The organism is Angelakisella massiliensis, assembly GCF_900104675.1.
GTDB lineage: Bacteria > Bacillota > Clostridia > Oscillospirales > Ruminococcaceae > Angelakisella > Angelakisella massiliensis.
Genome location: NZ_LT629945.1, coordinates 2577931 through 2603024, shown reverse-complemented (window position 1 = coordinate 2603024; position 25094 = coordinate 2577931). Strand labels below are relative to the sequence as shown.

23 protein-coding genes are annotated in these 25094 nt (G+C 50.9%); 11 read left to right on the top strand and 12 right to left on the bottom strand.

What is annotated here, in order from left to right; translation table 11 throughout:
• Window positions 1-44: 44 nt before the first annotated feature.
• Window positions 45-1121, bottom strand: a complete 1077-nt coding sequence (locus tag BQ5383_RS17820) for a LacI family DNA-binding transcriptional regulator (protein WP_071434288.1) — start codon at window positions 1119-1121, stop codon at window positions 45-47.
• Between the two features lie 443 nt (window positions 1122-1564).
• Between BQ5383_RS17820 and BQ5383_RS17815 the strand changes: the two genes are divergently transcribed.
• The 4 genes from BQ5383_RS17815 to BQ5383_RS17800 all read left to right on the top strand — a co-directional run bounded on the left by BQ5383_RS17815 (window position 1565) and on the right by BQ5383_RS17800 (window position 5661).
• Window positions 1565-2224, top strand: coding sequence for a TIM barrel protein (locus BQ5383_RS17815; protein WP_083390054.1), 660 nt, complete (start codon window positions 1565-1567; stop codon window positions 2222-2224).
• 156 nt (window positions 2225-2380) lie between these two features.
• Window positions 2381-3715 (top strand): ABC transporter substrate-binding protein, encoded by a 1335-nt coding sequence (locus BQ5383_RS17810; RefSeq protein ID WP_071434287.1) that lies wholly within the window; start codon window positions 2381-2383, stop codon window positions 3713-3715.
• Between the two features lie 95 nt (window positions 3716-3810).
• Complete coding sequence (locus tag BQ5383_RS17805; protein WP_235822010.1) at window positions 3811-4773, top strand: carbohydrate ABC transporter permease; 963 nt, start codon at window positions 3811-3813, stop codon at window positions 4771-4773.
• Between the two features lie 18 nt (window positions 4774-4791).
• Complete coding sequence (locus BQ5383_RS17800) at window positions 4792-5661, top strand: carbohydrate ABC transporter permease (RefSeq protein ID WP_071434285.1); 870 nt, start codon at window positions 4792-4794, stop codon at window positions 5659-5661.
• Window positions 5662-5799: 138 nt separating this feature from the next.
• Here the strand turns inward: BQ5383_RS17800 and BQ5383_RS17795 are convergent, their stop codons facing one another.
• The 4 genes from BQ5383_RS17795 to BQ5383_RS17780 all read right to left on the bottom strand — a co-directional run bounded on the left by BQ5383_RS17795 (window position 5800) and on the right by BQ5383_RS17780 (window position 10822).
• Window positions 5800-6450 carry a class II aldolase/adducin family protein gene (locus tag BQ5383_RS17795; protein WP_071434283.1) on the bottom strand — a complete coding sequence of 217 codons (651 nt, stop codon included), beginning with the start codon at window positions 6448-6450 and terminating at the stop codon, window positions 5800-5802.
• Window positions 6451-6835: 385 nt separating this feature from the next.
• The gene (locus tag BQ5383_RS17790) at window positions 6836-7984 is read right to left on the bottom strand and encodes a M24 family metallopeptidase (RefSeq protein WP_071434282.1); all 1149 of its coding nucleotides are present in this window, start codon (window positions 7982-7984) and stop codon (window positions 6836-6838) included.
• A gap of 90 nt (window positions 7985-8074) precedes the next feature.
• Window positions 8075-9265: a M20 metallopeptidase family protein gene (locus BQ5383_RS17785; RefSeq protein ID WP_071434280.1), complete on the bottom strand. Its 1191-nt coding sequence runs from the start codon at window positions 9263-9265 to the stop codon at window positions 8075-8077.
• A 114-nt stretch (window positions 9266-9379) separates the two neighbouring features.
• Window positions 9380-10822, bottom strand: a complete 1443-nt coding sequence (locus BQ5383_RS17780; protein ID WP_083390052.1) for a YfcC family protein — start codon at window positions 10820-10822, stop codon at window positions 9380-9382.
• Between the two features lie 486 nt (window positions 10823-11308).
• Here BQ5383_RS17780 and BQ5383_RS20875 point away from each other — a divergent pair, with 486 nt between their 5' ends.
• Window positions 11309-11644, top strand: a complete 336-nt coding sequence (locus BQ5383_RS20875; RefSeq protein WP_071434278.1) for a Smr/MutS family protein — start codon at window positions 11309-11311, stop codon at window positions 11642-11644.
• A 13-nt stretch (window positions 11645-11657) separates the two neighbouring features.
• On the top strand, window positions 11658-12815 hold the full coding sequence (locus BQ5383_RS17770) for a DUF3810 domain-containing protein (RefSeq protein WP_172724659.1): 1158 nt from the start codon (window positions 11658-11660) through the stop codon (window positions 12813-12815).
• Window positions 12816-12913: 98 nt separating this feature from the next.
• Here the strand turns inward: BQ5383_RS17770 and BQ5383_RS17765 are convergent, their stop codons facing one another.
• The gene (locus BQ5383_RS17765) at window positions 12914-13243 is read right to left on the bottom strand and encodes a hypothetical protein (RefSeq protein WP_071434276.1); all 330 of its coding nucleotides are present in this window, start codon (window positions 13241-13243) and stop codon (window positions 12914-12916) included.
• A 202-nt stretch (window positions 13244-13445) separates the two neighbouring features.
• Window positions 13446-15038 carry a D-alanyl-D-alanine carboxypeptidase family protein gene (locus tag BQ5383_RS17755; protein WP_071434272.1) on the bottom strand — a complete coding sequence of 531 codons (1593 nt, stop codon included), beginning with the start codon at window positions 15036-15038 and terminating at the stop codon, window positions 13446-13448.
• A gap of 447 nt (window positions 15039-15485) precedes the next feature.
• Between BQ5383_RS17755 and BQ5383_RS17750 the strand changes: the two genes are divergently transcribed.
• The 5 genes from BQ5383_RS17750 (at window position 15486) to BQ5383_RS17730 (ending at window position 20226) form a co-directional block, all read left to right on the top strand.
• Window positions 15486-16211 (top strand): hypothetical protein, encoded by a 726-nt coding sequence (locus BQ5383_RS17750; RefSeq protein ID WP_071434270.1) that lies wholly within the window; start codon window positions 15486-15488, stop codon window positions 16209-16211.
• Window positions 16212-16304: 93 nt separating this feature from the next.
• Window positions 16305-17759 carry a nicotinate phosphoribosyltransferase gene (locus BQ5383_RS17745; protein WP_071434269.1) on the top strand — a complete coding sequence of 485 codons (1455 nt, stop codon included), beginning with the start codon at window positions 16305-16307 and terminating at the stop codon, window positions 17757-17759.
• A 117-nt stretch (window positions 17760-17876) separates the two neighbouring features.
• Window positions 17877-18341 (top strand): NfeD family protein, encoded by a 465-nt coding sequence (locus BQ5383_RS17740; RefSeq protein WP_071434266.1) that lies wholly within the window; start codon window positions 17877-17879, stop codon window positions 18339-18341.
• A gap of 22 nt (window positions 18342-18363) precedes the next feature.
• Window positions 18364-19329: an SPFH domain-containing protein gene (locus BQ5383_RS17735; RefSeq protein WP_071434264.1), complete on the top strand. Its 966-nt coding sequence runs from the start codon at window positions 18364-18366 to the stop codon at window positions 19327-19329.
• A gap of 69 nt (window positions 19330-19398) precedes the next feature.
• A complete protein-coding gene (locus BQ5383_RS17730; protein WP_071434262.1) occupies window positions 19399-20226 on the top strand; it encodes a putative RNA methyltransferase in 828 nt (275 codons plus the stop codon).
• A 110-nt stretch (window positions 20227-20336) separates the two neighbouring features.
• Here BQ5383_RS17730 and BQ5383_RS17725 read toward each other — a convergent pair whose 3' ends face one another.
• The 5 genes from BQ5383_RS17725 to modB all read right to left on the bottom strand — a co-directional run bounded on the left by BQ5383_RS17725 (window position 20337) and on the right by modB (window position 24799).
• Window positions 20337-20780, bottom strand: coding sequence for a MarR family winged helix-turn-helix transcriptional regulator (locus BQ5383_RS17725; RefSeq protein WP_071434261.1), 444 nt, complete (start codon window positions 20778-20780; stop codon window positions 20337-20339).
• 80 nt (window positions 20781-20860) lie between these two features.
• A complete protein-coding gene (locus BQ5383_RS17720; RefSeq protein WP_207646837.1) occupies window positions 20861-22195 on the bottom strand; it encodes an MATE family efflux transporter in 1335 nt (444 codons plus the stop codon).
• Window positions 22196-22576: 381 nt separating this feature from the next.
• A complete protein-coding gene (locus tag BQ5383_RS17715; RefSeq protein ID WP_071434257.1) occupies window positions 22577-22819 on the bottom strand; it encodes a hypothetical protein in 243 nt (80 codons plus the stop codon).
• 218 nt (window positions 22820-23037) lie between these two features.
• Window positions 23038-24117, bottom strand: a complete 1080-nt coding sequence (locus BQ5383_RS17710) for a sulfate/molybdate ABC transporter ATP-binding protein (protein WP_071434255.1) — start codon at window positions 24115-24117, stop codon at window positions 23038-23040.
• On the bottom strand, window positions 24107-24799 hold the full coding sequence (modB, locus tag BQ5383_RS17705) for a molybdate ABC transporter permease subunit (protein WP_071434253.1): 693 nt from the start codon (window positions 24797-24799) through the stop codon (window positions 24107-24109). The genes BQ5383_RS17710 and modB overlap by 11 nt, the downstream gene beginning before the upstream one ends.
• Window positions 24800-25094: the final 295 nt, after the last annotated feature.

The window sequence follows — 25094 nt, the reverse complement described above, 5'->3', positions numbered from 1 at the left end:
TTTTATTTTTTGATCAGCGGGAAACAAGCCCGCGGAAAAACGATTTATCCAATTCGGGGAGCTGCGGTGGAACCTCTGACAATCAGCTGGTGGGGATATTCGATCCGCGTAATGTAAGCGGGAGCATCCCCCGGAGACTGACAAATTTTGGTGTGCAGAATATCGAAAGCATTATGCCCCTTGTCCTCAATATGGCTGTCCACTGTAGTCAGGGAAACCGCTGTCATGCGGGAAGGAAAATTGTTGTCAAAGGCGCACACGCTGTAGTCCTCCGGAATCCGGTGATTATTGGACAGCAGGCAGTCCATGACCCCGTAGGCGACCATATCATTGACAGCCACAAAGGCAGTCAGATTGCTTTCTTTCAGGCATTCCTGACACAGCTGGAATCCCACCTGATGCTCCACCAATGTGGTGTTCAGCTCTTCCACCGGTGTGATGTCCCGGGAGCGGACCAAAATGGTTCCCTCAGGACATTCCTCGCGAAATGTTTGCTGCAGGCCCTCCAGACGTTGTGTCCGGGCGGTATTGACACTGTTGAGGGTGGTGGAGATATAGGCGATGTGGGTGTGGCCTAACTGAAGCAGATAGCGGGCGATCATGACACCAGCCACAAAGTTGCGGGTTTCCACTGTATCCACATCCAGGGTGCGGTCCCGGTCGCCAATGACCACCACCGGTACCGTGCGATTCAGTTCCTCCACCGGTTCAGCGGCCTGGGGGGCCATGGTGAAGATGACCCCCGCTACAGGCGCTTTCCGCAGCAGGATCACCAGATGGTTTTCCCGCTGTGGGTCCCGATAAGTATAATAGACCATGGTTTCAAAACCACAGCTGCGGGCTGATTGGTCGATGGATTGCACAAGGGTGGCATAATAAGGGCTGATGGGGGTGGGGGCCAACACCACAATGGTGTGCTCGTCCAGCAACATGTCGCCCCGGGATGAGCGGGAGCTTTTGACCATGTATCCCAGCTGAGCGGCAGCGGTATGTACCCGTTCAATGGTTTCTGCTGTGAAGGAAACACCTTCTCTGTTATTAAGAATCAGCGATGCTGAGGAGGTGGATACACCGGCAAGACTGGCGACCTGGGAAAGGGTTGGTCTGCTGTTTTTATTCATTAAATCCCCTCCGTTATTAAAAATTTAGTACACTTTACAATTAAAATTATAATCAGGAAAAGATCAAAAGGCAAGGCTTTTTTTAATCTTACTGCAAAAAAATCAAAAACTATATGCAGCATTTTAGCTAAAAAATAGTGGAGCATTAAAAAAACTATTGACTTAAATGGGATGACTGTTATAATTTATTTGTCCGAAGTGGAAAAGTGAGAAGTAAAAAAGAGGTAAATTAAAGGTAAAAGTAGTTAAAAATTTAATAAAACTATTGACTTCTTTCTATTTTATCTGATTAAATGAGGAACGTGTTCATGAAGATTTTTTATTCTGAACTGTGCGTATTGGGTGGGGCCCCGGGCGCGAATGTGGATCGTCTGATCGCGGGAGGAGCCGAACACATTGAGCTGATGCTGGATGGAGAAGGATAGGATTGCTTCCATCAGCGCATTGACACATTGGCCCGGGAGCTGAAAAGCAAACCGGTAACCTATTCTGTACATACCCCCGTATGGGATGTGAATCTGACCAGTGAGAACTGGCATATGCGCCGCGCCGTAATAGAGACCTACAAGGAAACAATCCGGTTTGCGGCGGCTTTGGGTGCGGATCAAATCATCATTCATCCTGGTTTCTGCTATGCCACTTGCTTCAGTAAAGAAACAGGGCGCCGCAGGGTGCAGGAGGCGGTGAAGGAGCTGCTGGAGTTCAGCGCTCCGTGGAATGTACGGCTGCTGATGGAGAATGTCGGCAGTCAGGCCACATCCCTTTATACCATGGAGGAATTTATTGACTTCTGCCAACGCCTCCCCAAGGGTGCCGGAACGATCGTGGATATCGGCCATGCCCATATGAATGGATGGGATCTGAGAGAGCTGCTGATGGGCGTACGGGATAATCTTTGTGCACTGCATATCCATGATAACGATGGAAGCGGGGACAGTCATTTGCCTATCGGTGAAGGGACTGTGGATTGGCCCGGGCTGTTCCAGATCATCAAAGATACCGGCAGGCAGCTGAATCTGACACTGGAGTACAATATTGGCGTTCCGGTGGAGAAACTGCGGCAGGGAAAAGAAATTTTGGAACAAGAATTTCTCAGAAAGTGACCTGACGATAGGAAAACAAGCCTGTTTTCGTTTTTAAGATTCTCAAAGAAGTCGGGAATCAGGATTCAGTGTATGCGTGTGTTTTGTCTGTATATGGCGGCTCAAGGCCGTTATATAGATCGAAAAAGGAGAGTTTAGAAAAAAGGAGTAGGAACCATGAAAAAAGTATTGGCTATTGTATTGGCTGCTGCTTTGGCTTTGACCACTCTGGCCGGTTGTAGCGGCGGCAGCACCGGAACAGCCCCCGCTTCATCTTCCTCCACTGCCCTGACAGGAGAGGATGGCGGAGCTCCCACAGCAGATCAGTTCGAGGTCACCGAGCCCATTGAGATTGAGTGGTGGCATGCGCAGGAGTCTCAGTATGCTGAAACCATCGACAAGGTTATCGCGGATTTTGAAGCGCAGAATCCCAATATTAAGGTCAACGCCATTTATCAAGGCAGCTATACCGAGCTCAATGAGAAGCTGATCGCTGCTCAGGCTGCTGGCAATACCCTCCCTGCGCTGGTGGTAGCCAATACTCCCTATGTGGCAGAGTACGGTGCTTCCGGCCTGTGCGAGGTGTTGGATCCCTACATTGAGGCCACCGGTTTTGAGATCGACGATTTTGGCGAGGGCCTGGTTGCTTCCACCCAATATGATGGCCAGCAGGTGGCTCTGCCCTTCCTGATTTCCACTCAGATCATGTTCTACAACAAGACTATGGCTGACGAGGAAGGCATCAAACTTCCCGAGACTTGGGATGAGATGGACGCCTTTATGGAAGCAGCTTCCAAGGATGGCCGGTACGCTACAGTTTTCCCCGGTTGGGACCAGTGGTATTTTGAGCCCTACTATCTCAACAGAGGCGTCAAGCTGGTCAATGACGATCAGGTATCTACTGACCTGGACAGCGATCTGGCCATTGAGACTGCCCAGAAACTCAAGGAATGGTGCGATAAGGGCTATGCCTACTGGGCCTATGGCACAGACGCTTCCTCCATCATGCGCCAGAACTTCATCGATGGCAAGACCTTCTCTGTGATGCACACTACTTCTCTGTACAACACCTATGTGGATAACTGCGATTTTGAAGTGGGCATGCACTACTATCCCGGTGATGTCACCAGAGATTCCGAGGTTGGCGGCTGCGTCCTGCTGATCCCTGCCAAGAACAGCCAGGAAGTCAAAAATGCCGGCTGGAAACTGCTGTCCTATCTGTGCAGTAAGGAAGTCAACATGATCTGGGCCTCTGAGTCCGGCTATATGCCTACCCGTAACTCTGTTCTCCAGACTGAGGAAGGCGAAGCCTTCCTGGCTGAGAAGCCTGCTTTCAAGGCAGTGTTTGACAATCTGGACAACATCAATCCCCGTATCCAGCATCCCGCATGGAGCAGCTTTGCTAATATCTGGAAGGAAACTATGGCAAAATCCATTCTGGAAAATGGTGATATTGCGGCGGATATGAAGAATGCGGTAACAGAGATGAATGAGGTTCTCTCTGACGCCTGACACCACCTGCCGATCGATCTGTCTGCATCATTGGGGGAAAGGGCGGTATTCTTGTACCGCCTTTTCCCCCGCCAAAAGAGGAGAGTGAAAAACCAATGAAGACGACCGCTCCGGCGAACACTTCCGTCAGCAAGCCCATGGCAGCAGAGATTCCCTTTAACAAGCCCAGCAAGCTCAAACGGATGGAACAATTTAAAGACCTGTTGTGTGTGATTCCGGCCCTGATCTTTCTGGTGATTTTTACTTACTATCCCATCGTGGACCTGTTCCGTATCAGTTTTACGGATTGGAATTTGATTAAAGATACTTATACTTATGTAGGAGCTAAAAACTGGATCTGGCTGTTCCAGGGTTCCGGTTGGGACACATTCCTGCAATCCCTGAAGGTCACTGCCCTGTATACATTGGGTGAACTGACCATTACGCTGGTGGGAGGAATTCTGCTGGCGCTGCTGTTCAACCGTATTTCAAAGCCATTTTCCGCAATGCGGGCAATTGTGTTTATGCCCAAGTATATTGCGGTCTCCACCTCCGCTATCGTTTTTCTGTGGATTCTCAACGGTGAAAGCGGAATTCTCAATTACGTGCTGAATAAACTGGGGTTTGAGAGTGTAGCGTGGACAACTTCGGAAAAAACAGCGCTGTTATCAGTGCTGATGCTTACAGCGTGGCGCGTCGTGGGCTACGCCATGATGATTTATCTGTCTGCCATTCGGGGGATTTCCCAGGATTATTATGAAGCCGCTTCGCTGGACGGCGCCAACGGCTTCCAGCAGTTTTGGCGTATCACCGTTCCGCTGCTTTCCCCCACAACGTTGTTCCTGTTTGTGACCACCTTTATTGCTTCCATGAAGGTGTTCCAGTCTGTGGACGTCATGACTGAAGGCGGACCCTACGGTTCCACACAGGTGATGGTCCACTGGATTTATGAGTTGGCCTTCAAGGACTTCCGCGTGGACCGGGCCGCAGTGGTGTCCTGCGTGTTCTTCATCATTCTGGTGACCTTCACCGCCGCAACTCTCAAATGGTCCAACAAGAGCGTCAACTACGATTCTTAACGGGGAGGAGAGCAATCAATGTCAGATTCTTTGCTTGTCGATCACAAAAAAGCGGTTTTTCGCCGCCGGTTGCTGGTCGCCCTCCAGTATACAGTGGCGATTCTGGTGACGCTGATCATTTTGTTTCCGATTTTCTGGATGCTGATTTCTTCTGTCAAATCATCAGAAGAACTGTTGGCTCCGGTGCCTACATTCTGGCCCAAGGAGTGGCATTTTGAGAACTACCTCAATGTGCTGAAAAAAGCGCCCTTTGGCCTTTACTATTTCAATACCATCGTATCCACTGCAGGTATTATGGCGCTGCAGCTGGGAATTGGTATTTTTGCCGCATATGGTTTTGCCAAGGGCGATTTCAAAGGCAAGAATGTCCTGTTTCTGGTGGTACTGGGAGCTTTGATGATCCCCATCCAGGTCACATTTGTTCCCATTTATGTGATGTGTGCCCGGATGCAGTGGATCAATACCTTCTGGGCGCTGATTATTCCCAATGCGGTTTCTGCCTACTTTATCTTCATGCTTCGGCAAACCTTCATGTCGGTGGATAACAGCTATTTGGAAGCGGCCAAAGTGGACGGCATGGGTCGTATCGGCATCATTTTCCGGATTCTGTGCCCCATGTGTAAACCTACTTTGCTGACAGTCACCATTATTACCTTCATTGACGGCTGGAACAGCTACTTCTGGCCCAAGATGGTTACCACCAATGAGAGCCGCCGTACCATTGCTATTGGTGTAGCCATGCTGCGCAATACTTTTGCGGGTATGCAGACCATGAACAACCATGAGATCATGGCCGGAGCGGTGATCGGCGTTTTGCCCATCATTGTGGTATTTGTAGTGCTCCAGAAGTATCTGCTGACTGGCTTTTCCAAAGCGGCAATGAAATGAGGCATATTGCTTGCTGCGTTTTTAAATTGCACAAAAGGGACACGATGGTTCTTGCCACCGTGTCCCTTTTTGCTGTGATCAAAAAACAAGAAATAAAGAGAAAGCGGAAGTGGTCTTTAAAAAGCAGAAAACCTGTCCTTATTCCACCCGTCCCAATCCAAGTTTTTCTTTCCGCTGACGATACATAAATTCCAGTTCCTCGTCGCTGAGGGGAGCCTCACCGCCAATGATTCGATTGATCGTGAGAGTTTTGGCCAGAGATTCCATGGATTCCGCCTTGAGATAGGCATCGGTGGCATCTTTTCCCACTGCCACAGCCCCGTGATTGGCGAGAAGAAAAACATCGCTCATTTTCAGTACACGGCCTACATCAGCAGTGATGGCAGGAGTACCCGGCGCACCATAAGCCGCAACAGGGATTTTATCATAAAAATAAATCATTTCCGTATAGGCTTTGGTCTCAATAGGCTTGCGTGCAATGGCAAAGGCAGTGGCGAAAGGGGAATGAGTGTGCACGACACTGTGAACATCAGGACGGCAGCGATAGACCTCCAGATGGAGCAGAAGTTCGGAAGAAGCTTTCCCTGTCCCCTCCAGCTGATTGCCTTCCAGGTTGGTCACAACGATCATTTCTGGGGTCAGCAGTTCTTTGCACACTTGGGAAGGAGTGATGTAAACCCGTCCGTCGTAGCAGACAGATACATTTCCTTCGTTGGTATTGACCATTTGGCGCTCATAGATTTTGTGTGCGGCATACACCACCGCTTCACGGCATTGCTGGGGATTCATTGTAACAAGCTCCTCTCTATATTTCTCTGACTATGGAATGGGGACCCCATAGGAAACATTTCATTTTTTCTGGATGCAGCTGATTGAACCAATATAAACAACCTTGAAAGAAGGAAATACACAAGGACAAGCAGCTGCCCAAGTATGTTTTAATTATGGCATAAAAACTCCGGGGAAGCAAGGCTTCCAACATTTTCATGCCAGATGCCCACAAAAATTGTCCAGTAAAGAAAATGACGCAATAAAAAAGACCGCCGTCGTGAAAGGGTAGAGCAATCACGACAGCGGTTATATGCCGAAACCGGAACGGAAAAGCGAGAGGAATCAATTGCATGGATGGAGGGAGTTTCGTGCTTTCCATTCGGTGCAGGCCAACAAATGAGGATCAGGCGAAGGTCAATTCCTCAGGAAGCCGCTTGAAGGGGGTGGTGTTTTCGTAGCCGTCCTTGGTAATAATGAGGGTATCGGAATGACGGAAACCGCCCACATCGGGGATGTAGATACCGGGCTCCACAGTAAAGACCATGTTTTCTTCCAGCACCAGGTTGGAATCATAAATCAGGAAGGGTTCCTCATGGCGGCCCAGACCCTGACCGTGGCCAACCCGATGGATGGCGTATTCCCCATAGCCATACTTATTCAGTACCTTCCGGGCCAGAGCATCCATTTCGCCGCCGGTAACACCGGGACGAATGGCATCCAGCACGGTCATCTGAGCTTCCACCATGGCGGAGAAGGCGCGTTTTGCCTTTTCGTTGGGATGTCCCACAAAGAAGGTACGCTCCAGCTCACCATGATAGCCGTTAATGGCAGGCTTGCGCACATGGATGACCATATCGCCGTCCTGGAACTGTCTCAGACCGGAGAACACATGGGGCATATTGGTGCGTTTGATTCCGGAAGGAGTAAAGCAGGTGGGGGAAGAGAACACATAAGGATAATCATCGCCGGAGATCAGGTTGTACAGAGCGGTAGTACCATACTGCTCAAATTCCAACTCGCTGATGCCGGGACGGGCGTGCTCAAGAGAAACGCCCATGGCATAGCTGCACAGGCGGCCCGCCTCACGAATGCAGTCCTTTTCGTACTCATCCTTGATGGCACGCATCCGTACCAGAAGGGCAGAGATATCCTTCAGGCGGCAGCCCCAGCTTTCCAGCATCTGCGCCTGTGCCAGGCTGAGAGAACCCGCTTCAACACCAACAGCGGCATTGGCTTTCTCAGAAAGAATATTTTTGAGGATAGCAAAGGCTCCCGGATTCTCCTGGGCCTTGGGGGGATGCTCATAATAGATGTGGAGGTGATCCACCACTGTGGAATCCAGAGTGGCGTGTTCTTCCTCCAAGGCAGGCACGATCAGATGGGTGCAGTCCCCGGTAACCACCAGACGAATGGGACGAGTGTAGGTAATGGCCTGAAAACCGCTGAAATATTCCATGTTCTCAGGGCTGGAAAGGAGACAAAAGTCAAGGCCTTGTTCAGCCATTATATTTCTCAGCTTTACGGCACGTTCATGAGCGGGAAATGGAATCATCACAACACACTCCTTTGTTATCATATCACCTGTCCGGAGGACCGGTTTTTCAGCCCTCCGGACAGATTTGAACAGTTGATTGGAAACGGCTTACACCTCAAAGCCCAGATAATCAGCCGCCAGACCAATGATGGTCAGCATACCGGTGGGAATGCACAGGGGATCGCTGTAGAAGGTGGAGGAGTGAGCAGAACCGTAAGGACCACCAGGAGTACGGGAACCCAGACGGATGAAGATACCGGGTTTCTTTTCCTTAATAAAGGCAAAGTCCTCGCCGCCCATAGCAGCATAAGGCATGATCTTGACGTTGTCGGCGCCCAGCATCTTCTTGCTGGCTCTCAGCGCACGGTCAACCCACTCATCCTCGCAAACAAAGGGAGGAACACCGCGCATATAATCCACCTCTGCAGTAACCCGATAAGCTTCTGCAACGCTGGTGGCAACACGCTTGAGGCTTTCTTCCACACGGTCACGATCAGCAGCGTTCAGTGTACGGACAGTACCGGTCAGCTCCACAGTGTCAGGCACGATGTTGTGGGCATTTCCGCCATGGATGGTGCAGACAGAAACAACAACAGAGTTGGCAGGATTGGTCTCTCTGGAAACCAGGGGCTGGAGGCCGGTGACAATAGCACTGGCGGCTACGATGGGATCCCGCACAGTGTGGCAGTGAGCGCCGTGGCCACCTTTGCCCTTAACGGTGATTTTGAATTCGTCAGCGCTGGCCAGAATAGCGCCATAACGCATACCAACGGTGCCGGCATCCAGTTCCGCAGAGCAATGAAGAGCGGCAACAGCGTCGATCTTATCAAAATCAATCTCAGGATCATTGAGGAACAGCTTAGCGCCGGAAAGAGTCTCTTCAGCGGGCTGAATGAAGAAGTAAATGGAGCCGGAGAACTGATCTTTGCACTGGCTGAGGATCTTGGCAGCGCCCACATTGATGGTGCCGTGGACGTCATGACCGCAGGCGTGCATAACTCCGGGAACCTTGCTGCAGGGGGACATGGAAGGATCTTCCTGAATGGGCAGCGCATCGATATCGCCGCGGAAAACGATCACATGACCGGGACCGGGCTTGGTACCTTTGATTTCAAAGAAGAGACCGGTTTCACCCACTCTTTTCAGGCGATCATACTGTACGTTCTTTTTCACATACTCTTCCAGGTAAGCACAGGTGTTGTACTCCTTCATGCTCAGCTCCGGATATTCATGGATATGGTTGCGCATTGCAGTGATTTCAGGAGTGATCTCCTTTACTGCCGCACGAACATCAATCATCACAAACATCTCCTTTTCATGATCAAAAATATTTGGGGATTGTCCCCATGCAAAATACAAACGCCGGCCCCCTCGAGCAGAAGAGGCCGGGCGTTTATAACCACAGAGGGGAGATCAATAGCCGACCCAGCCAGCGGCCTGCAGGCCCATGGTTACGATAGTGGAGACAGCGATCTCAATAAGAATGAACTTGATAGCCCACTTGAAGTACTTGGGGAAGCTTACGCCAGCAATGGCCAGGCATCCCATCAGAGGTCCATTGAGGGGAGTAGCCAGGTTGCTCAGACCATCGCCGAACTGGAAGGCCTGAACAGCTACCTGACGGGTGATACCAACCAGGTCCGCGATGGGGGTCATCAGAGGCATAACCACAGCGGCCTGACCGGAACCGGAAGGAATGAGGATGTTGATCAGAGCGTTGATAACTACCATGAAGCCGGCACCGGCAACGGCACCCATCTGGGCCAGAGGAGCGCTCAGAGCGTTAACGATAGTATCCATAACCTGACCGTTGGAGAGAATCAGCGCCACAGAGCTGGCAATACCGACAACGAAGGAAGCGGAAACCATGGGAGCGCAGTTCTTGATAAACTTCTTGGCGATATCGTTCATGTCAAAGCCGGAGAGGATACCGACGATCACAGCAGTGCCCAGGAACCAGGCGGAAATCTGCTTGGTGCCCCAGCTGTTGATGATGGTCAGAGAAACACAGGCAACAACAGCAACCAGGAAGAAGACCACAACGATGGCCTGACGCTTATTCAGCTTCAGCTTGCTGGGATCCTCAGCGTTGCCGCCGCTGCGGGCATTACCGATATACTGATAGGGCTGCATACCGGGCTCGTAGTTCAGGCTGCAGGTGGGATCCTTCTGAATGCGCTTGTAATAGAAAACGGTAACGATGTACAGGAAGGTGATGTTAGCCACACAGCAAATCAGACGGGGGAGAGTACCGGAGAAAATCGGAATCTCGGCAATGGTCTGAGCAACACCCAGAATACCAGGGTTGGCAAAACCGATGGAGAAACCGGACATCAGGCCGAAGTAGATGATCAGGAAGCCCAGGAAGTCATCGCCGTTCATAGCACGGGCAAGGTAGATACCGATGGGAACGATAGCGATACCCAGGTTGCCGAACACGCCGGCGGAGTTACCAAGACCAAGACCGAACATGATAACGGCCATGGAGATGGCTTCCTTGCCGCGGAGCTTGTTGGCCATAACAGTAAAAGCAGTGGAAAGGGATTTGCTTTCCTCCAGCATACCGATAGCAGCGCCGCAGAAGAAGATCATAAAGATGGTGGAGGAGCTGTTAATAAAGCCCTGATAGATACATTGCAGCATATCCCAGGGGTTTTGAGGAACGCCATCGATGTAGTGGAAGCTGCCGGCCACTACGCGATTGATGCTTCCCTCAGCTACACGGTCAAAGGCGCCGGCTGGAATGATCCAGGTCAGTACCATTGCCGCGATACACAGGATGAACAGCAGAGCGTATACATCCGGGAAGCGGTTTTTCTTCTTTTCTTTCATGACAGGTGCATTTTCTTTTGCCATGTTTGATTTCACTCCTTTAATTGATTGCGGCACAAAATCACCTGTGAATAAGATAACAGAAATTGCCCCTTTTGTCTGTAGCAGGATAAACTTTGTATCATCTGTTTCAATATATACACATTGCCTATTATAAACTGGTGTTTAGTGGTCAAAATGCATAATCAATTTTGAACCATTTGTAAATTCAATGTTCAAAATTTATTCAAGAATACAATGAAATCGTAAAATTAGACAATTATCTACAAAAAAATCGGCAATTAGACTAGTGCCTGAGGTTAAACCAGCGACAGGAAACATCCCTGTGAAGAAAACAAAATGATACAAAGTGTTTGCTGACAGAATACACTTTTTCGGTCAAGTTCCGCTATGAAATCATGATAGCTGACAAAATCATATTTTATGATCAGTGGTTCTGTTTACTTGTTCATCAATTGCAGTTATAATGAAAAAAATTGCTGCTGAGCCGCTGGCAGAAGGGTGGAAAAAATGATCGTTGTAAATTTGGAATCGGGTATGCCCACAGTGGATCGGGCAATGATTCAGCTGCGGCAGACATTGTTGACTGCCAAAAGCAGAAGAACCGATGTGATCAAATTGATTCATGGCTACGGTTCCACCGGAAAGGGAGGCGCTATCCGCAGCGCGGTCCGTCGGGAGCTGAACCTTCGCGCGGAGGCTGGGGAGATTCGCTGCTATATCTGCGGTGAGGATTTTTCCCCCTTTGATGAAAGTAGCCGATGGGCGATTGCCCGTTATCCTTATTTGTGCAGGGACCAGGATTACGCACGAATCAATCATGGGATTACAATTGTCGTTTTATAGGGGGATACACAGATTGAAGGGGACCAAAATCACTTTTTTCTCCAGACTGGGGAGAAAAGAACGGCTGTTTTTTACAATATGCTGGTTGCTGGGGGCATTGGCTTTGGGACTGGTTTGGTGGGCCAAAGGTCATCCAGACTGGGTGGAACAATACTACAGCCTGTGGTTCTATCCCAGATGGGCCGGCGTTTTGGCTGCGTTGACAACACCGGTTCCTTTTTCTCTGGCAGAGTGGATTGTAATTTTGGCGGCGGTGGGAGCGCTGGCGTTTCTGATCCGTTCCATATGGATAATCGCACATAAAAAAGGTGAGAGAAGCTATTTATTGCTGCTGATGCTGTTTCGGGCAGGAGGAGCGGCAGCCTTGGTCCTGTTTTTCTTTACTTTGTCCGGCGGGCTCAATTATTACCGATACCCATTTTCCTTCTATAGTGGTCTTGAGGTCAAAGAATCTCCGGTATCCCAGCTGACAGCGCTGTGTCAGGAGCTGGCCGATACAGCCAACCAACTGCGCAGCGGTCTGCAGGAGGATCAGCGGGGAGTTTACACCTACGCCCCTGCAAGCCATTGGGAGATGTCTGAACAGGCGATGGAAAGCTATCAGGCATTGATAAATGCCAATCCACAATGGGAGCAGCTGTTGACACTGGCGGGGAGAGTGCGGCCAAAGCCTGTCTTTTTTTCAGAAGCTATGTCCTATATGCAGATTGTGGGTGTGTTTTTCCCTTATACAATGGAGGCTAACGTTAATATACATACCTCTGATATTGATATCCCTCATGCTATGTGCCATGAGCTGTGCCATATTGTCGGTTTCATGCGGGAGGATGAGGCAAATTTTATCGCTTATCTTGCCTGCAGGGAAAGTGCCAGTAAAGATTTTCAGTACAGCGGCACCATGACCGCTTTGATTCACGCGACCAATGCTCTTTATGGAGTGGATACCGAAAGTTATCGGCAGGTAATGGCTGCGCTCTCCGATCAGGTGATGCTGGATCTGCAGGCGGATTCAGAATATTATCAGGCGCATAAAAGTTCTTTTGGAGAGTTCTCCACCAAGGTCAACGATGTGTACCTGAAAGCCAACAGTCAAAGTGACGGGGTGGCCAGCTATGGGCGGATGGTAGATCTGCTTCTGGCGGATTATCGAACACGCCATGGTATTGAATGATGAATAAATGCGCATAAAGCAGCAAAAAGGCCGGAATTGCCAAGTGGCAGCTCCGGCCTTTTTGAATGGATGAAAAGAAGATTCTGCTTTTGAGAATCTCACAGCTCCGGTGCTTCGCAGGAAAAAGGGACTTGAGCCTCTTCACAAAAAGCCTGAATGCGGGCAAGACCATTGATTCCGGAGAAGCGCTCCAGCAGAAGCTCTTCCAGGCGGGTCAGCCGGGAAGAAACCATCAGCGCCTCCGTCAGCTTATCCAGATACTGGGGCTCCACATGAAGATGATAGTGGAATTCACGCCCAAGGCTGCCGGGAAAATCTTCATTTTCCTGCTCCAGAACAGCGATATCCAGTCCTGTTTCCTTTTCTACTGCCGCGGTGATAAAAATGCTCACCTGAGGCATCTCTTCATCACAAAGAATGATTTTCATACAAAATCCTCCACTTGGTTTGCAAAATCCTGTTTCAGTCTAGCACAATTTATCATCAGGCGCAAGCCTGCCCAAGGGCTGTGAAGAAACAGAAAACGCAGTGCCGCGGACAGGTTCGCAAATTTTCCGCTGATAGATGGCAGCTTCACAAAAATCAGGCTCTCCCGGAAGGGGAGAGCCTGAGAACAGATCGAGGCAAGCATCAGCCTCTGCTGCCCTGTCCGGAAGAAACCTTTCCGTTTTGGGGCTGGGGACGGCGCTGGCCGCCGCTTTGCTGACGATTCCTTGTATTTTGCTGAGGAACCCGCCTGTTGGGATGGATGATGGTTACGTTATCAGGCAGGCCGGGAACCGGGGGAGGTGTTTCAATTCGGGGATCGTTATGGATGATCCGTCCTTTCGCCAGATCGGAAATCTCTCTGCGGCGAAGCTCATCCTGCTGCCGCTGAAGGGCTTTTTTGCGGCGGGCAATCGCCTCCTGCTTTTTCCGCTGGATTTCCTTTTGCTTTTTCTGATAGTTCATCATAATACAAGTGCGTACCACCAGCAAAAGCACCACCAATACGCCAAGAAGCACACACAGACATTTGATAGCCAAAATCAGCAGCGCCAGAAGACGGTCATCCTTTGGTACTGATTCGGTGGGAGCTGCTTCCGCCGGGCGTTCTACCGGCTGGATGGTATAGGACAGGGGTGCTGAGAACAGCAATTCGCCATTGGAGCCATATACAGAAAAGGAGGGGTCTACGGTTCTTTCGCTTTTATACAGATCCGGGATGTTGTATCGGATTTCCAGACTGCTTTTGGCGGTTCCCAGAGGCACCACGAAGGTGTAGTCCTCATCCGCCGCCACCTCTACCATGTCAGTGGGCCTTTCGATACTGGCAATGGGGACCTCCATGGTCTGCAGTTCCTTCGCCCGCAGGGTCATGGTTTCGTAACGGGCAAAGCAATAGTCCAGCAGTGTGGCCATATCCTCATATTTCTGATCCTTACCGGTGGAATCCAGGGCCACCACAATCAGTTCCATGTTTCCCTGCTTGGCAAGGGCTACCAAGGTATGGTTGGCATTATAGGTATAGCCCAGCTTGCTGCCCTCGATACCTTCATAATATTCTGCGTTTTCCGGAAACATCACGGCGTTTTGGGCATAAAAAACATAATCTCTGGATTTAATATTGGTAGGGGGCATTTGGTATTCCGTTTCCCCGAATACCTCCCGAAAGCCCGGAACGGAAATGGCATATCGGGTGATGGCTGCCATATCATAAGCGGTAACATAGTGTCCGTCGGCATCCAGCCCGTTGGGGTTGACAAAATGAGTTCCTGTCAGTCCCAACTCGGCCACTTTGGCGTTCATTAAATCAACAAAGGCGCTGATACTGCCGCCGGCGTGTTCCGCCACCACGTTGGCCGCGTCATTGGCGGAAATCAGCTGAGTGCCCATGACAGCATCCCTGAAAGTGATGACTTCCCCCGGGACCAGAGCGATATGAGTGCTGCCGGGCTCGATGGAATTGACTGCTTCCTGACTGACAGTGATGGTGTCATCCATATTGCACCGCTCCAGCGCCAGTGCCAGCGTCATGATTTTGGTGATGCTGGCGGGAGCTTTCTGTTTGTTCATGTTTTTCTCGATCAAAACCTGACCGGATGCGGCATCCATCACCACATAGGCGTCAGAATAGATATTCAGATCAGGGGTCAATCCCAAAGCCGTCACAGGTAAAGCGGCTGCCACGATCAAAGAGGCGGCCAATCTGGCCAGCAGCCGGAAGAGGGTTCCTTTTTTCATCACACATCTCCATTTATTACAAGCGGAAAAAAGCTTTCCGAGAACAGCGGACCTTATGCGGTGGCCACGCCAGGCAACACTTGTTGTCAGACATTTTATTTTATTATAATATGATTTCTACATGGTGTAAACCAAAAAAATGCTTTTTCTCTTTTCTTTCTAACATTTTATCCCTTTTATGACAAAACCATTCCTTCTTTTTCGGTTTCAAAGGCGGCAGAAGATGGTTACATCAGGGAAAAACAGCCAAAAGATTGTCAGGCGGGGCAAAATGGTGTATAATATGGTTCATCCTGATAAGCGGCTCCGGAGGATTTTTAGGCACTTTTGCCGGAGCAGGATATGAAATAAGATTTTACGGCGGGGAGTAAATATTTCAGTGCTGCCCGTCGTTATATTATCCAGCACACCGGTTTTTCCGGCATTGCGGGGATGAGGAGGTTGAATGTGAACAAAGGCGGGATTCAACTGACGATCATTTCTATTTTGATCATCGCGGTATCTGTTGGCCTTGCCGCGGCCCTGTCGGCGCTCACTCCGGAGGACAGTTTGCCTGTGGGGCCTGCTGGAGAATCCTCTATATCGGCGCAAGAGGAAAAGGAAGATGAGGTTTCATCCTCAGGGGAAGAAGAGGAGACGTCCGGAGAGGAAAGCCAGGAAAATGATTCCCTGCCGGAAGGTGATTCAGATGAGGATTCCTCCCAGCAGGAGAGTTCTTCCAGCCAACAGGGAAACAGCGGTATTGACGCTCCCACGGGAGGCTATCCCGGAGGCAACGAAGAGGCTGTGGTGGATGGCCGGCTGCCGGGATATGAAGATCAGGAGATCAACACCAATGCCGATGCGTTCAATTACCTTCTCAACAGCGGCGTCACCTTTGACCAACCGGGGGGAGAAGGGGACATTATGGTGGAGAATACCCCGGGCAATATGTACCCCATGCAGCTGCAGTATCGGCTGACGGATACAGGAGAGCTGATTTATACTTCAGCGATGCTCAAACCGGGCCAAAGCATCCAGAAAGATCGTTTGTCGGTAACACTCGAGGAAGGATTTTATGATGTAACGGCCACATTGACGGTATATGATGACCAGTCTATGGAAGCAATCACAACATTTTCCCAGGATATTGTCATTCGTGTCAAGCGCAAAAAGTTTTTGGGTATTTTCTGAGCAGAAAGGTTTCTCTTTTAAATAGGTATTATCCACAGAATGAATTGATTAAAGAGGACTGCGGCAGCGGCCCACCGAAAGCGGGGAATTTTGATGTCATTGGAGCAACAGCGTAATCTGACCATGCTGGCGGATTTTTATGAATTTACCATGGCCAACGGATATCTGGAAAACGGCATCGCGGATGAGATCGTGGTATTCGATATGTTTTTCCGCCGGATTCCTGACGGAGGCGGCTTTGCCGTCTTTGTGGGATTGGATCAGCTGATCTCTTATATGAAGGACCTGCATTTTACCGAGGAGGATATTGAATATTTCCGTTCCAAAAAGCAGTTCAGCGAGAAATTCCTGGATTATCTGCGCAATTTCCATTTTGAGTGTGATGTATGGAGCATTCGGGAAGGTACCCCGGTGTTTCCTTATGAGCCTATCGTCACCGTACGGGGTCCTCTTATTCAGACGCAGATGGTGGAGACTATGCTGCTGCTGACCATCAACTATCAGACGTTGGTGGCAACCAAAGCCAACCGCATCGTCCGGGCGGCGGAGGGACGGGGCGTAGTGGAGTTCGGTTCCCGCCGGGCACAAAGCTACGACGCCGCTATCCTTGGCGCCAGGGCAGCTTATATTGCCGGGTGTGCCGGTACGGCCTGTTCCATCGTGGACCGGGATTTTGGCATTCCTGCTTCCGGCACCATGGCCCACAGTTGGGTGCAGGTGTTTGACAATGAGTATGAGGCATTCAAGGCCTATGCAAAAACCTATCCCGATAATTGCACGCTGCTGGTGGATACCTATAATGTTGTTACATCCGGTATTCCCAATGCAATCAGGGTCTTTAATGAAGTGGTGGTTCCTGCCGGCTTCCGTCCCAAGGCGGTACGGATCGACAGCGGCGACCTGGCCTATCTCTCCAAGAAGGCCAGAAAAATGTTGGATGACGCGGGATATCCTGATGTAAAGATCATGGCGTCCAACTCCCTGGATGAGTATATTGTACGGGATCTGCTGCTCCAGGGCGCCAAGCTGGATCTATTTGGTGTGGGAGAAAATCTTATCACCAGTAAATCGGAGCCTGTTTTCGGCGGTGTATACAAGCTGGCGGCGGTTCAGGATGCTCAGGGAAATTATCATCCCAAAATCAAGATCAGCGAATCGGTGGAAAAAATCACCACACCTGGCTTCAAGGAAGTTTATCGCTTGTACAGCCGCGAGAATGGCAAAGCGCTGGCAGATTATATCACCCTCAGAGGGGAGGAAGTGGACGATACACAGGATTTGACCATCTTCGACCCCAACGCGGTATGGAAACGGAAGCAGGTTTACGATTTCCGGGCGGAAAAGCTGCTGCATCAGATTTTTGATCATGGCAAGCTGTGCTATCAGTCCCCCACGGTGGAAGAGATCCGCAGCTTCTGCGCCGCTCAGCTGGACACCCTATGGGATGAAAGCAAGCGCTTTGAGTATCCTCACCGGTATTATGTGGATCTGTCCCAAAAGCTGTGGGATGTCAAGCAGCAGCTGCTGGAGGAGATGGGCAGCCACTGAGACGGCGGAAATTCACCTTTTGTTCACCGGATGCTTTTTCAGGGGTAAAAATTTTGGGATACACTGAAACGGAGATCAAAACAGTATAGCTTCCGGTAATGGGAAAGGAGGAAGGATATGGATGGTCTGATCGCATTTCTCACGCAATATCAGGTTCCGCTGCTTTGGCTGGTGGCAATGGTTGCGCTGGTGGTGGTGGAAGCCGCTACCACCCAGCTGGTGAGCATCTGGTTTGCCGCCGGAGCACTGGCAGCCGCCATTGCGGCCATATTTGGCGCGGGCAGCGCGGTGCAGCTGGTGGTGTTTGTGGTGGTTTCCGGTGTATTGCTGGCGGTGGTTGGCCGTACAGCAAGGGATTCGGTCCGGGTCAAAAGAGTGGCCACAAACGCGGACAGTGTCATTGGCCAGACAGGTACGGTGCTGGAGGCCATTGATAACCTGGAGGAAACGGGACGGGTACGGGCCAATGGCCTGGACTGGACGGCCCGCAGCGCCGCGGGAGAACAGATCCCCGTGGGTCAAACAGTAATGGTGGAGCGCATCGAAGGTGTAAAACTGGTGGTGTCCCCCAAAATAAAATGAGGAAACAAGAGGAGGCTGTACAATGATCTACTTTTTCGCGATTCTGCTGCTGTTGGTAATTTTGATCTTGGCTTTCAATGTACGGATTGTTCCCCAGGCTTCTGTTTATGTGGTGGAGCGTCTGGGTGCTTATTACGGCACCTGGGAGACAGGTATCCACTTCAAGGTTCCCATCATTGACAAAGTCGCAAAACGGATTTCCCTGAAGGAGCAGGTGATGGACTTTCCTCCTCAGCCTGTGATTACCAAGGATAATGTCACCATTCAGATCGATACCATCGTGTTTTATCAGGTAACTGACGCGAAGCTGTATACCTATGGCGTAGAGCGTCCCATCCTGGCTATTGAGAGCCTGAGCGCCACCACCCTGCGTAATATCATCGGTGAGATGGAGCTGGATCATACCCTCACTTCCCGTGATGTGATCAACACCCGCATCACCTCCTCTTTGGATCAGGCTACCGATAAGTGGGGCATCAAGGTTAACCGGGTGGAGCTGAAAAACATTATCCCGCCCAGAGAGATCCAGGATGCCATGGAGAAGCAGATGAAAGCGGAGCGGGAGCGCCGGGAATCCATCCTCCGGGCAGAAGGCGAAAAGCGCAGCCAGATCCTGGTGGCGGAAGGCAACAAGGAATCCCAGATCCTCAACGCCGAGGCGGAAAAACAGGCTGCCATCCTTCATGCGGATGCTGTCAAGGAGCAGAAGATCCGGGAAGGCCAGGGCGAAGCGGAGTCCATCATGCTGGTTCAGAAAGCGCTGGCGGATTCCATCCGGATGCTCAACGAAGCCAGTCCCTCCGACCGTGTCCTTGCCCTCAAGGCATTTGAGAGCCTGGTGAAGGTGGCGGATGGCAAGGCTACCAAGATTATCATTCCCAGCGAGATTCAGTCTGTGGCAGGTTTGGCGGTATCTCTTAAGGAACTGATGAGCTCAGATCCCAAAGATGTGGTTGCAGCCGGTGCGGAGCAGCTGCCTGAGGGCTGAGAAACAATAAAAAATCGGAGGACCGGAGGACTTTGCTTCGGTCCTCTTTGACGTCTGGGAGGCAATGGAATGACAACAATGAAATGCCCGGTTTGCTCAGAGCCGCTGATTCGGGGAGAAAAGGAATACCGGTGCGGGAAGAACCACTCCTTTGATCTGGCGGCACAGGGGTATGTCAACCTTCTTCTTTCCTCCAAAAAGCATACGGCGGTACCTGGGGATTCCAAAGAGATGGTGGCGGCCCGGGAACAGTTTTTGGGAAGCGGCGCATACGGCTTTTTGCGAAGGGAAGCGGCACAGCTCTGTGTGCGTTTGATGCAGGACCGGCGTGTGCCTGTTGTGGTGGATGCAGGCTGTGGAGAAGGGTATTATACCTGTGGTGTATCCCAAGCGCTGCGGGAACAGCAAAGTCCGGGGGGAATATTTGGCTTTGATATCTCTAAATTCGCTTTGCGCAGCGCCGGAAAAAAGGACAAGAGTATTACCTGGGCGGTAGCTTCCATCTTTGATATGCCGTTGGAAACAGCGTCAGCGGACCTGGTGCTGAATATTTTTGCGCCGCTGGCGGCAGAAGAGTTTGCCCGGGTGGTTCGCCCGGGGGGATATCTTGTGACGGTGACCCCTGGTGCGGAACATCTTTTTGAGATGAAGCAGATTCTTTATCCCCAGCCCTACCGCAACGATATCGAGCCTATTGCGGTACCGGGTTTTGTGCAGACACAACGGCTTACTATCCGGCAAACAATGGAATTGGAAGGCCGGCAGCAGATCAAAGCGCTGTTTCAAATGACTCCTTATTTCTGGCGCACACCCAAAGAAGGAAGGGAACGTCTGGAAACAGTGGAACACCTGACCACCGATGGAGAGTTTATTCTCACTGTATACCGCAGATCCTGAACATTGAGACATAAAATACGAGCGCCTCGCTTTATCCGGGTTATAGGATGGAAAATCCGGATAAAACGAGGCGCTTTGTGATATCTGTTTGCGCGGCGACAGGCGGAATTTTAAAATTCTGTGGTTGTATTCATCCGCTTCAGGGTGGACTGAAGGATTTGAAAAGCCTCCAAAATGGTCTTTTGCTCCTCTTCAGACAACAGAGCCAGAAAGGCCGAGAGGGAAGCGGCTTTTTGATCCAGCTGATGCTGTAAGAAGTGATGCCCCTGAGCTGTCAGAGAAAGAAAAATAACACGGCGATTGGCAGTGTGCCCCACACGCTCAATCAGCTCCTTTTCCACCAAAGCCTCCGCTATTTTGGTCAGCTGCTGTTTGGAGATCATCAGTCTGGAGGCCAGCTGGGTCATATTCATCGGCCCCTGAAGGCTGAGCAGCAGCAGCGCCTGCATTTGAGTAGTGGGCAGAGGCGTATCGCAGCCGCAGGGCTGAAAAACCAGCTTGAACAGTAAAGGAAAAGTTCCCATCATTTCCTTTGTAACGGCTTGTGTATCCATAGATGGTCCTCCCCCTGTGCATGATACTATTCATTATAATGACTGGTGCCAGTGAGCGCAAGCCTTAATGGCGGGAAAGCTTATGCCGCCGCAACCTGCTGGTGCTGCCATTTTCCGCGAACAAAACGGATAATGAAACAGATGAGCCGGAAGATCCAGTCAATGTACATTGCCAGCCAGACGCCCAATACTCCCAGTCCCATATAGCGGGCCAGCAGGAAGCTGAAGCAGATGCGGAATACCCACATACTGAAAATGGAAACTGTCATGGTGAATTTTACATCGCTGGCAGCTCTCAGACCATTGGGCAGGGTGAAGGAGGCGGGCCAGAAGGGGATGGCGAAAAGGCTGCAGCTGCGTATGAGAAGGACGGCCAGATCCGCGGTTTCCGCCTGAAGGTTGCCGAAAACGGAAACGATGAAAGGGGCGGTAATAAGAATGAAAACATGCAGCAGGCCCATGGAAATATAGGTAAGTCCCACCAGCTTTAAAATATACTGCTTGGCCTGCTTATAATCTCCGGCCCCCACACATTGTCCCACCACAGTGATCATTGCCAGACCGATAGCACCACCGCTGATCTGAGGAATAGTGGAGACACTGTTGGCTACAGCGTTGGCGGCAATGGAGACGGTACCGAAGCTGGCAATCAGCCCCTGGACCAGGATTTTGCCGATCTGGAACATGCCGTTTTCCATACCATTGGGGATACCCAGGCCCAAAATGTTGCGGATCATTTGAGGATTCAAATGGGGATGACGCATATCGTGGATATAAATGCGGTTTTCCTGGTGGTGCAGGAGGCGAAGCATCACGATCGCGCCGAAAATTCTGGAGGCAAGGGAGGCAATGGCAGCGCCCGCAACTCCCAGACCAGCGCCGTAGATCAGCAGAGCGTTGCCGGAGATATTGATGATGTTCATGATCAAGGACGCAAACATGGAGATTTTGGAGTTGCCCATGGAGCGGAAAAGGGCGGCGCCGCAGTTATACAGGGCCAGAAAAGGATAAGACAGAGCCGACCAGAAAAAGTAGATTTCAGAATTGCTCATGACCTCCGGTTCTACCTGACCGAAAAGAAGGGAGAGAATGAAGCGGTTGCCGATGATGCAGAGGATTGCCACCACTACAGCGCAAAAGCCGGTGGTATAGACGAGCTGCTTGGCAGCGACGCTGGCGTTATCGTCTTCATTGCGGCCCAGATATTGAGCGGAAATAATAGCTCCGCCGGTGGCTAAAGCGGAAAAGATGTTAATCAGAAGAACGTTGATGGAATCTACCTGTGAAATACCGGAAATAGCTGCTTCACCACAGGTGGAGACCATGACGGTATCAGCCAGGCCAATGGTGATGGCCAGAAGCTGCTCTACCATCAAAGGCAAAATTAATCGTACCAGATCTTTTCTGCTGAACAACATGACGGAATGATCCTCTCCTTTGTCAAAGCGCCGACAAATCGGGGCACAAAAAGAAAAAAGCCGCTTCTCCCAATGGAATACGGCAAAACGAATAGTCCTATTTTGCTCCTTTATGCCCAAAAAGGCAAGAGCAATTTTGCTTCAAAAGTCAGGAAATACAGAAAATTATCAGAATCATATAAGAAAAAGCTAACAGTGACCAAAAGATTGTAAAAAATGTGTAAAAAGAAACACTCATCTGCGGCCCCCTCATCATGGAGGGCATCGCAAAAGAGTGCGTCAATCAGAAAAGGCAGAGATATCAAACCAGTGAGAGGATGAAGTTATCGCAAAGGAAAAAGTTAAAAATCGCTGTATGGTGGAAAGCTTTTGAAATTCTCATGTCAGCTGTTCCAGTGCTTTGATACGCAGCTCCATTTCATCCACCCAACCGTAGAGAATGTCCAGCTGCTCCTTCATCCGGCTGGTATCCTGATGAATCTCCCCGGTTGTCCCAGACAGGGTGTTCAGCTGCCTTTCCAGATTGGAAAGACGGATATCCAGCTGATCCAATTTGCGGTGGAAGGGAGAAAGCTTGCTGTCCAACAGCTGGGAAAAAGCCTGCAATTCTTTTTCGTCCATATCTCATCCCTCCAATCCCCAAACATAGGTTCCGCACAGCCGCAAAAGCTTTTATAACGGCCTCAGGCAAGCTGTTTTGAAGAAGAACAGCCGCCGTAAAGGAAACAACAAGGCGGCTCTATCCCAGACAAGAAGAGCTGTTGGCGACAGCTCCTTGGGAAAGCCGGAGGCTTTTCTTTGCGGGTTCATTGTACCATGGGACAAGAGAGAAAACAAGCTCAAACAGGCGGATTCCCAGTCTTTTCCGACAGCAGGAGAATATGCTCCGGCTTCACTGCCAGACGGGTGGGGGGATGCTGAAGATAGGCGCTCCAGATATCCTTGGTCAGCTTCCACCAGATTTGTCCGCCGTCCCCCAGAGAAGGGTCCGCCTTGAAGATGACATTCCATTCAAAGGGAGCCTCAGATACCTCCGGCGTCAGCAAAGGAATGGGATTGATGACATTCTCCTGTTCTCCCACAGGATAAAAGTCATGGGCCCGGATACCGATATGGGTCAGCTTCGGGGGAATCGGCTGAGCTGTCTGGAGGGTCACGCCCCAATCCAGCGCCCGCACCTGATTTTCGCCCACGGCCTGCGCCCGGGACAGGTTTTTGCAGCCGGTCAGACGGGCAACTTGGGGATGGACAGGATTGTGGAAGGTCTCCCGGGTATCCCCAAAGGAGATCATCCGCCCCTGATGGATGGTCATCAGGTTGCCGCAGAGCTTATAGACCTCATCCCGATTGTGGGTTACCAGAATAGCCAGGCCGTCATATTCCCGCAGCAGCCTGGCCAGCTCCATCTGAAGCTCCTCCTTCAGGTAGGCGTCCAAAGCGGAAAAAGGTTCGTCCAGAAGCAAAACATCAGGATGGTAGGCCAAAATCCGGGCCAAGGCCACCCGCTGCTGCTGTCCGCCGGAGAGCTGCCATGGATAGCGCTGCTCCAGGCCATCCAGCCGAAAATGGGAGATCATCTGCCGCACCACCGGTTCCTTTTCCTGGCGGGAGAGACGCAGACCAATGCCCACATTTTCTTCCACTGTCATATTGGGGAACAGGGCATAGTTTTGGAAGAGATAGCCCACCTTCCGCTTCTGGGGAGGAAGGTCGATTCTTTTGTCTGTATCCAGCAGTACCCGGTCATGGAGTACGATTCGCCCCCGGTCCGGCCGCACGATTCCGGCAATGGATTTGAGGGTCATGCTTTTGCCGCAGCCGGAGGCTCCCAGAATCCCCAAACAGCCGGAATGGACCTGGAAAGCGAGATCCAGGGAAAAGCCCTTTAATTTTTTCTCCAATGCCACTTCAAGAGACATGCCGCTGCCCCCTCTTTGCTTGTTTTTTCTCTTTGCCGGAGAAGTAGTTCATCCCTACCACAGTAAGGAAGGAAATCACTACAATAATGGCCACATAATCCCAGGCTTTGTCCATATCACCCGCCGATACGGCGGAATAGATGGCCAGCGGAAGGGTCCTGGTTTTTCCGGCGATATTTCCGGCGATCATAGCGGTGGCGCCGAACTCTCCCAGTCCCCGGGCGAAGGCCAGCACTCCCCCGGAGAGGACCCCCGGGACGGCGTTGGGCATCATGATCTTCCAGAAAATCTCCCGTTCCGACAGTCCCAGGGTCCGTCCGGCAAAGATGAGATTTTCATCCACCTGTTCAAAGGCTCCCCGTGCGGAGCGGTACATCAGCGGAAAGGCCACCACTGTGGCGGCCAGCACTGTGGCGCTCCAGGAAAAAGCGATTTTATAGCCGAAGTAATTGAGAAAAAATTCCCCCACCGGGCGCTTGACTCCGAAGATGTACAGCAGGAAAAATCCGGCCACCGTAGGGGGAAGTACCAGCGGCAGCGTCAGCAAACCGTCCATTATGGTTCGCAGATGTTTGCTTCGCAGTCCCACCACCCAGCGGGCGGCGGCCACCCCCAGGAAAAAGGTGATGACGATGGTGACGGACGCGGTTTTCATGGAAATGAGAATAGGGGAAACATCCATGGTGAAATCCCTCCTGTGCTTGGATGCTGGAAGTACCGGGATACAGAGTCGAAGCCGGAAAAAGAGTATCAAAAGCAGACAGCTTCAGGACCAGGATAAAAAGGGCTGTCTGAGGAAAGTGGAAAAGCCGTTTGCTTTGAAAAGTTATTTTCTATGACTGAAAGGTCATTTTTACCCGTTACGCTGGTAAGGCTGGGATAAATGTTTCGTTCTGATTGCCGCACCGGCGGGAGGAGGGAAAAATAAATGAAACAAGGCGGGAACCGACTGAAACGGCCCCCGCCCCATCATCAAA

Excerpts from the sequence above, each read along its gene's own strand:
- BQ5383_RS17805 (WP_235822010.1), top strand. The coding sequence starts at position 3,811 with ATGAAGACGACCGCTCCGGCGAACACTTCCGTCAGCAAGCCCATGGCA.
- BQ5383_RS17755 (WP_071434272.1), bottom strand. The coding sequence starts at position 15,038 with ATGAAAAAAGGAACCCTCTTCCGGCTGCTGGCCAGATTGGCCGCCTCT.
- BQ5383_RS17810 (WP_071434287.1), top strand. The coding sequence starts at position 2,381 with ATGAAAAAAGTATTGGCTATTGTATTGGCTGCTGCTTTGGCTTTGACC.
- BQ5383_RS17790 (WP_071434282.1), bottom strand. The coding sequence starts at position 7,984 with ATGATTCCATTTCCCGCTCATGAACGTGCCGTAAAGCTGAGAAATATA.
- BQ5383_RS17740 (WP_071434266.1), top strand. The coding sequence starts at position 17,877 with ATGGATGGTCTGATCGCATTTCTCACGCAATATCAGGTTCCGCTGCTT.
- BQ5383_RS17800 (WP_071434285.1), top strand. The coding sequence starts at position 4,792 with ATGTCAGATTCTTTGCTTGTCGATCACAAAAAAGCGGTTTTTCGCCGC.
- BQ5383_RS17795 (WP_071434283.1), bottom strand. The coding sequence starts at position 6,450 with ATGAATCCCCAGCAATGCCGTGAAGCGGTGGTGTATGCCGCACACAAA.
- BQ5383_RS20875 (WP_071434278.1), top strand. The coding sequence starts at position 11,309 with ATGATCGTTGTAAATTTGGAATCGGGTATGCCCACAGTGGATCGGGCA.
- BQ5383_RS17745 (WP_071434269.1), top strand. The coding sequence starts at position 16,305 with ATGTCATTGGAGCAACAGCGTAATCTGACCATGCTGGCGGATTTTTAT.
- BQ5383_RS17785 (WP_071434280.1), bottom strand. The coding sequence starts at position 9,265 with ATGATTGATGTTCGTGCGGCAGTAAAGGAGATCACTCCTGAAATCACT.
- modB (WP_071434253.1), bottom strand. The coding sequence starts at position 24,799 with ATGGATGTTTCCCCTATTCTCATTTCCATGAAAACCGCGTCCGTCACC.
- BQ5383_RS17780 (WP_083390052.1), bottom strand. The coding sequence starts at position 10,822 with ATGGCAAAAGAAAATGCACCTGTCATGAAAGAAAAGAAGAAAAACCGC.
- BQ5383_RS17820 (WP_071434288.1), bottom strand. The coding sequence starts at position 1,121 with ATGAATAAAAACAGCAGACCAACCCTTTCCCAGGTCGCCAGTCTTGCC.
- BQ5383_RS17730 (WP_071434262.1), top strand. The coding sequence starts at position 19,399 with ATGACAACAATGAAATGCCCGGTTTGCTCAGAGCCGCTGATTCGGGGA.
- BQ5383_RS17725 (WP_071434261.1), bottom strand. The coding sequence starts at position 20,780 with ATGGATACACAAGCCGTTACAAAGGAAATGATGGGAACTTTTCCTTTA.
- BQ5383_RS17715 (WP_071434257.1), bottom strand. The coding sequence starts at position 22,819 with ATGGACGAAAAAGAATTGCAGGCTTTTTCCCAGCTGTTGGACAGCAAG.
- BQ5383_RS17735 (WP_071434264.1), top strand. The coding sequence starts at position 18,364 with ATGATCTACTTTTTCGCGATTCTGCTGCTGTTGGTAATTTTGATCTTG.
- BQ5383_RS17710 (WP_071434255.1), bottom strand. The coding sequence starts at position 24,117 with ATGTCTCTTGAAGTGGCATTGGAGAAAAAATTAAAGGGCTTTTCCCTG.
- BQ5383_RS17765 (WP_071434276.1), bottom strand. The coding sequence starts at position 13,243 with ATGAAAATCATTCTTTGTGATGAAGAGATGCCTCAGGTGAGCATTTTT.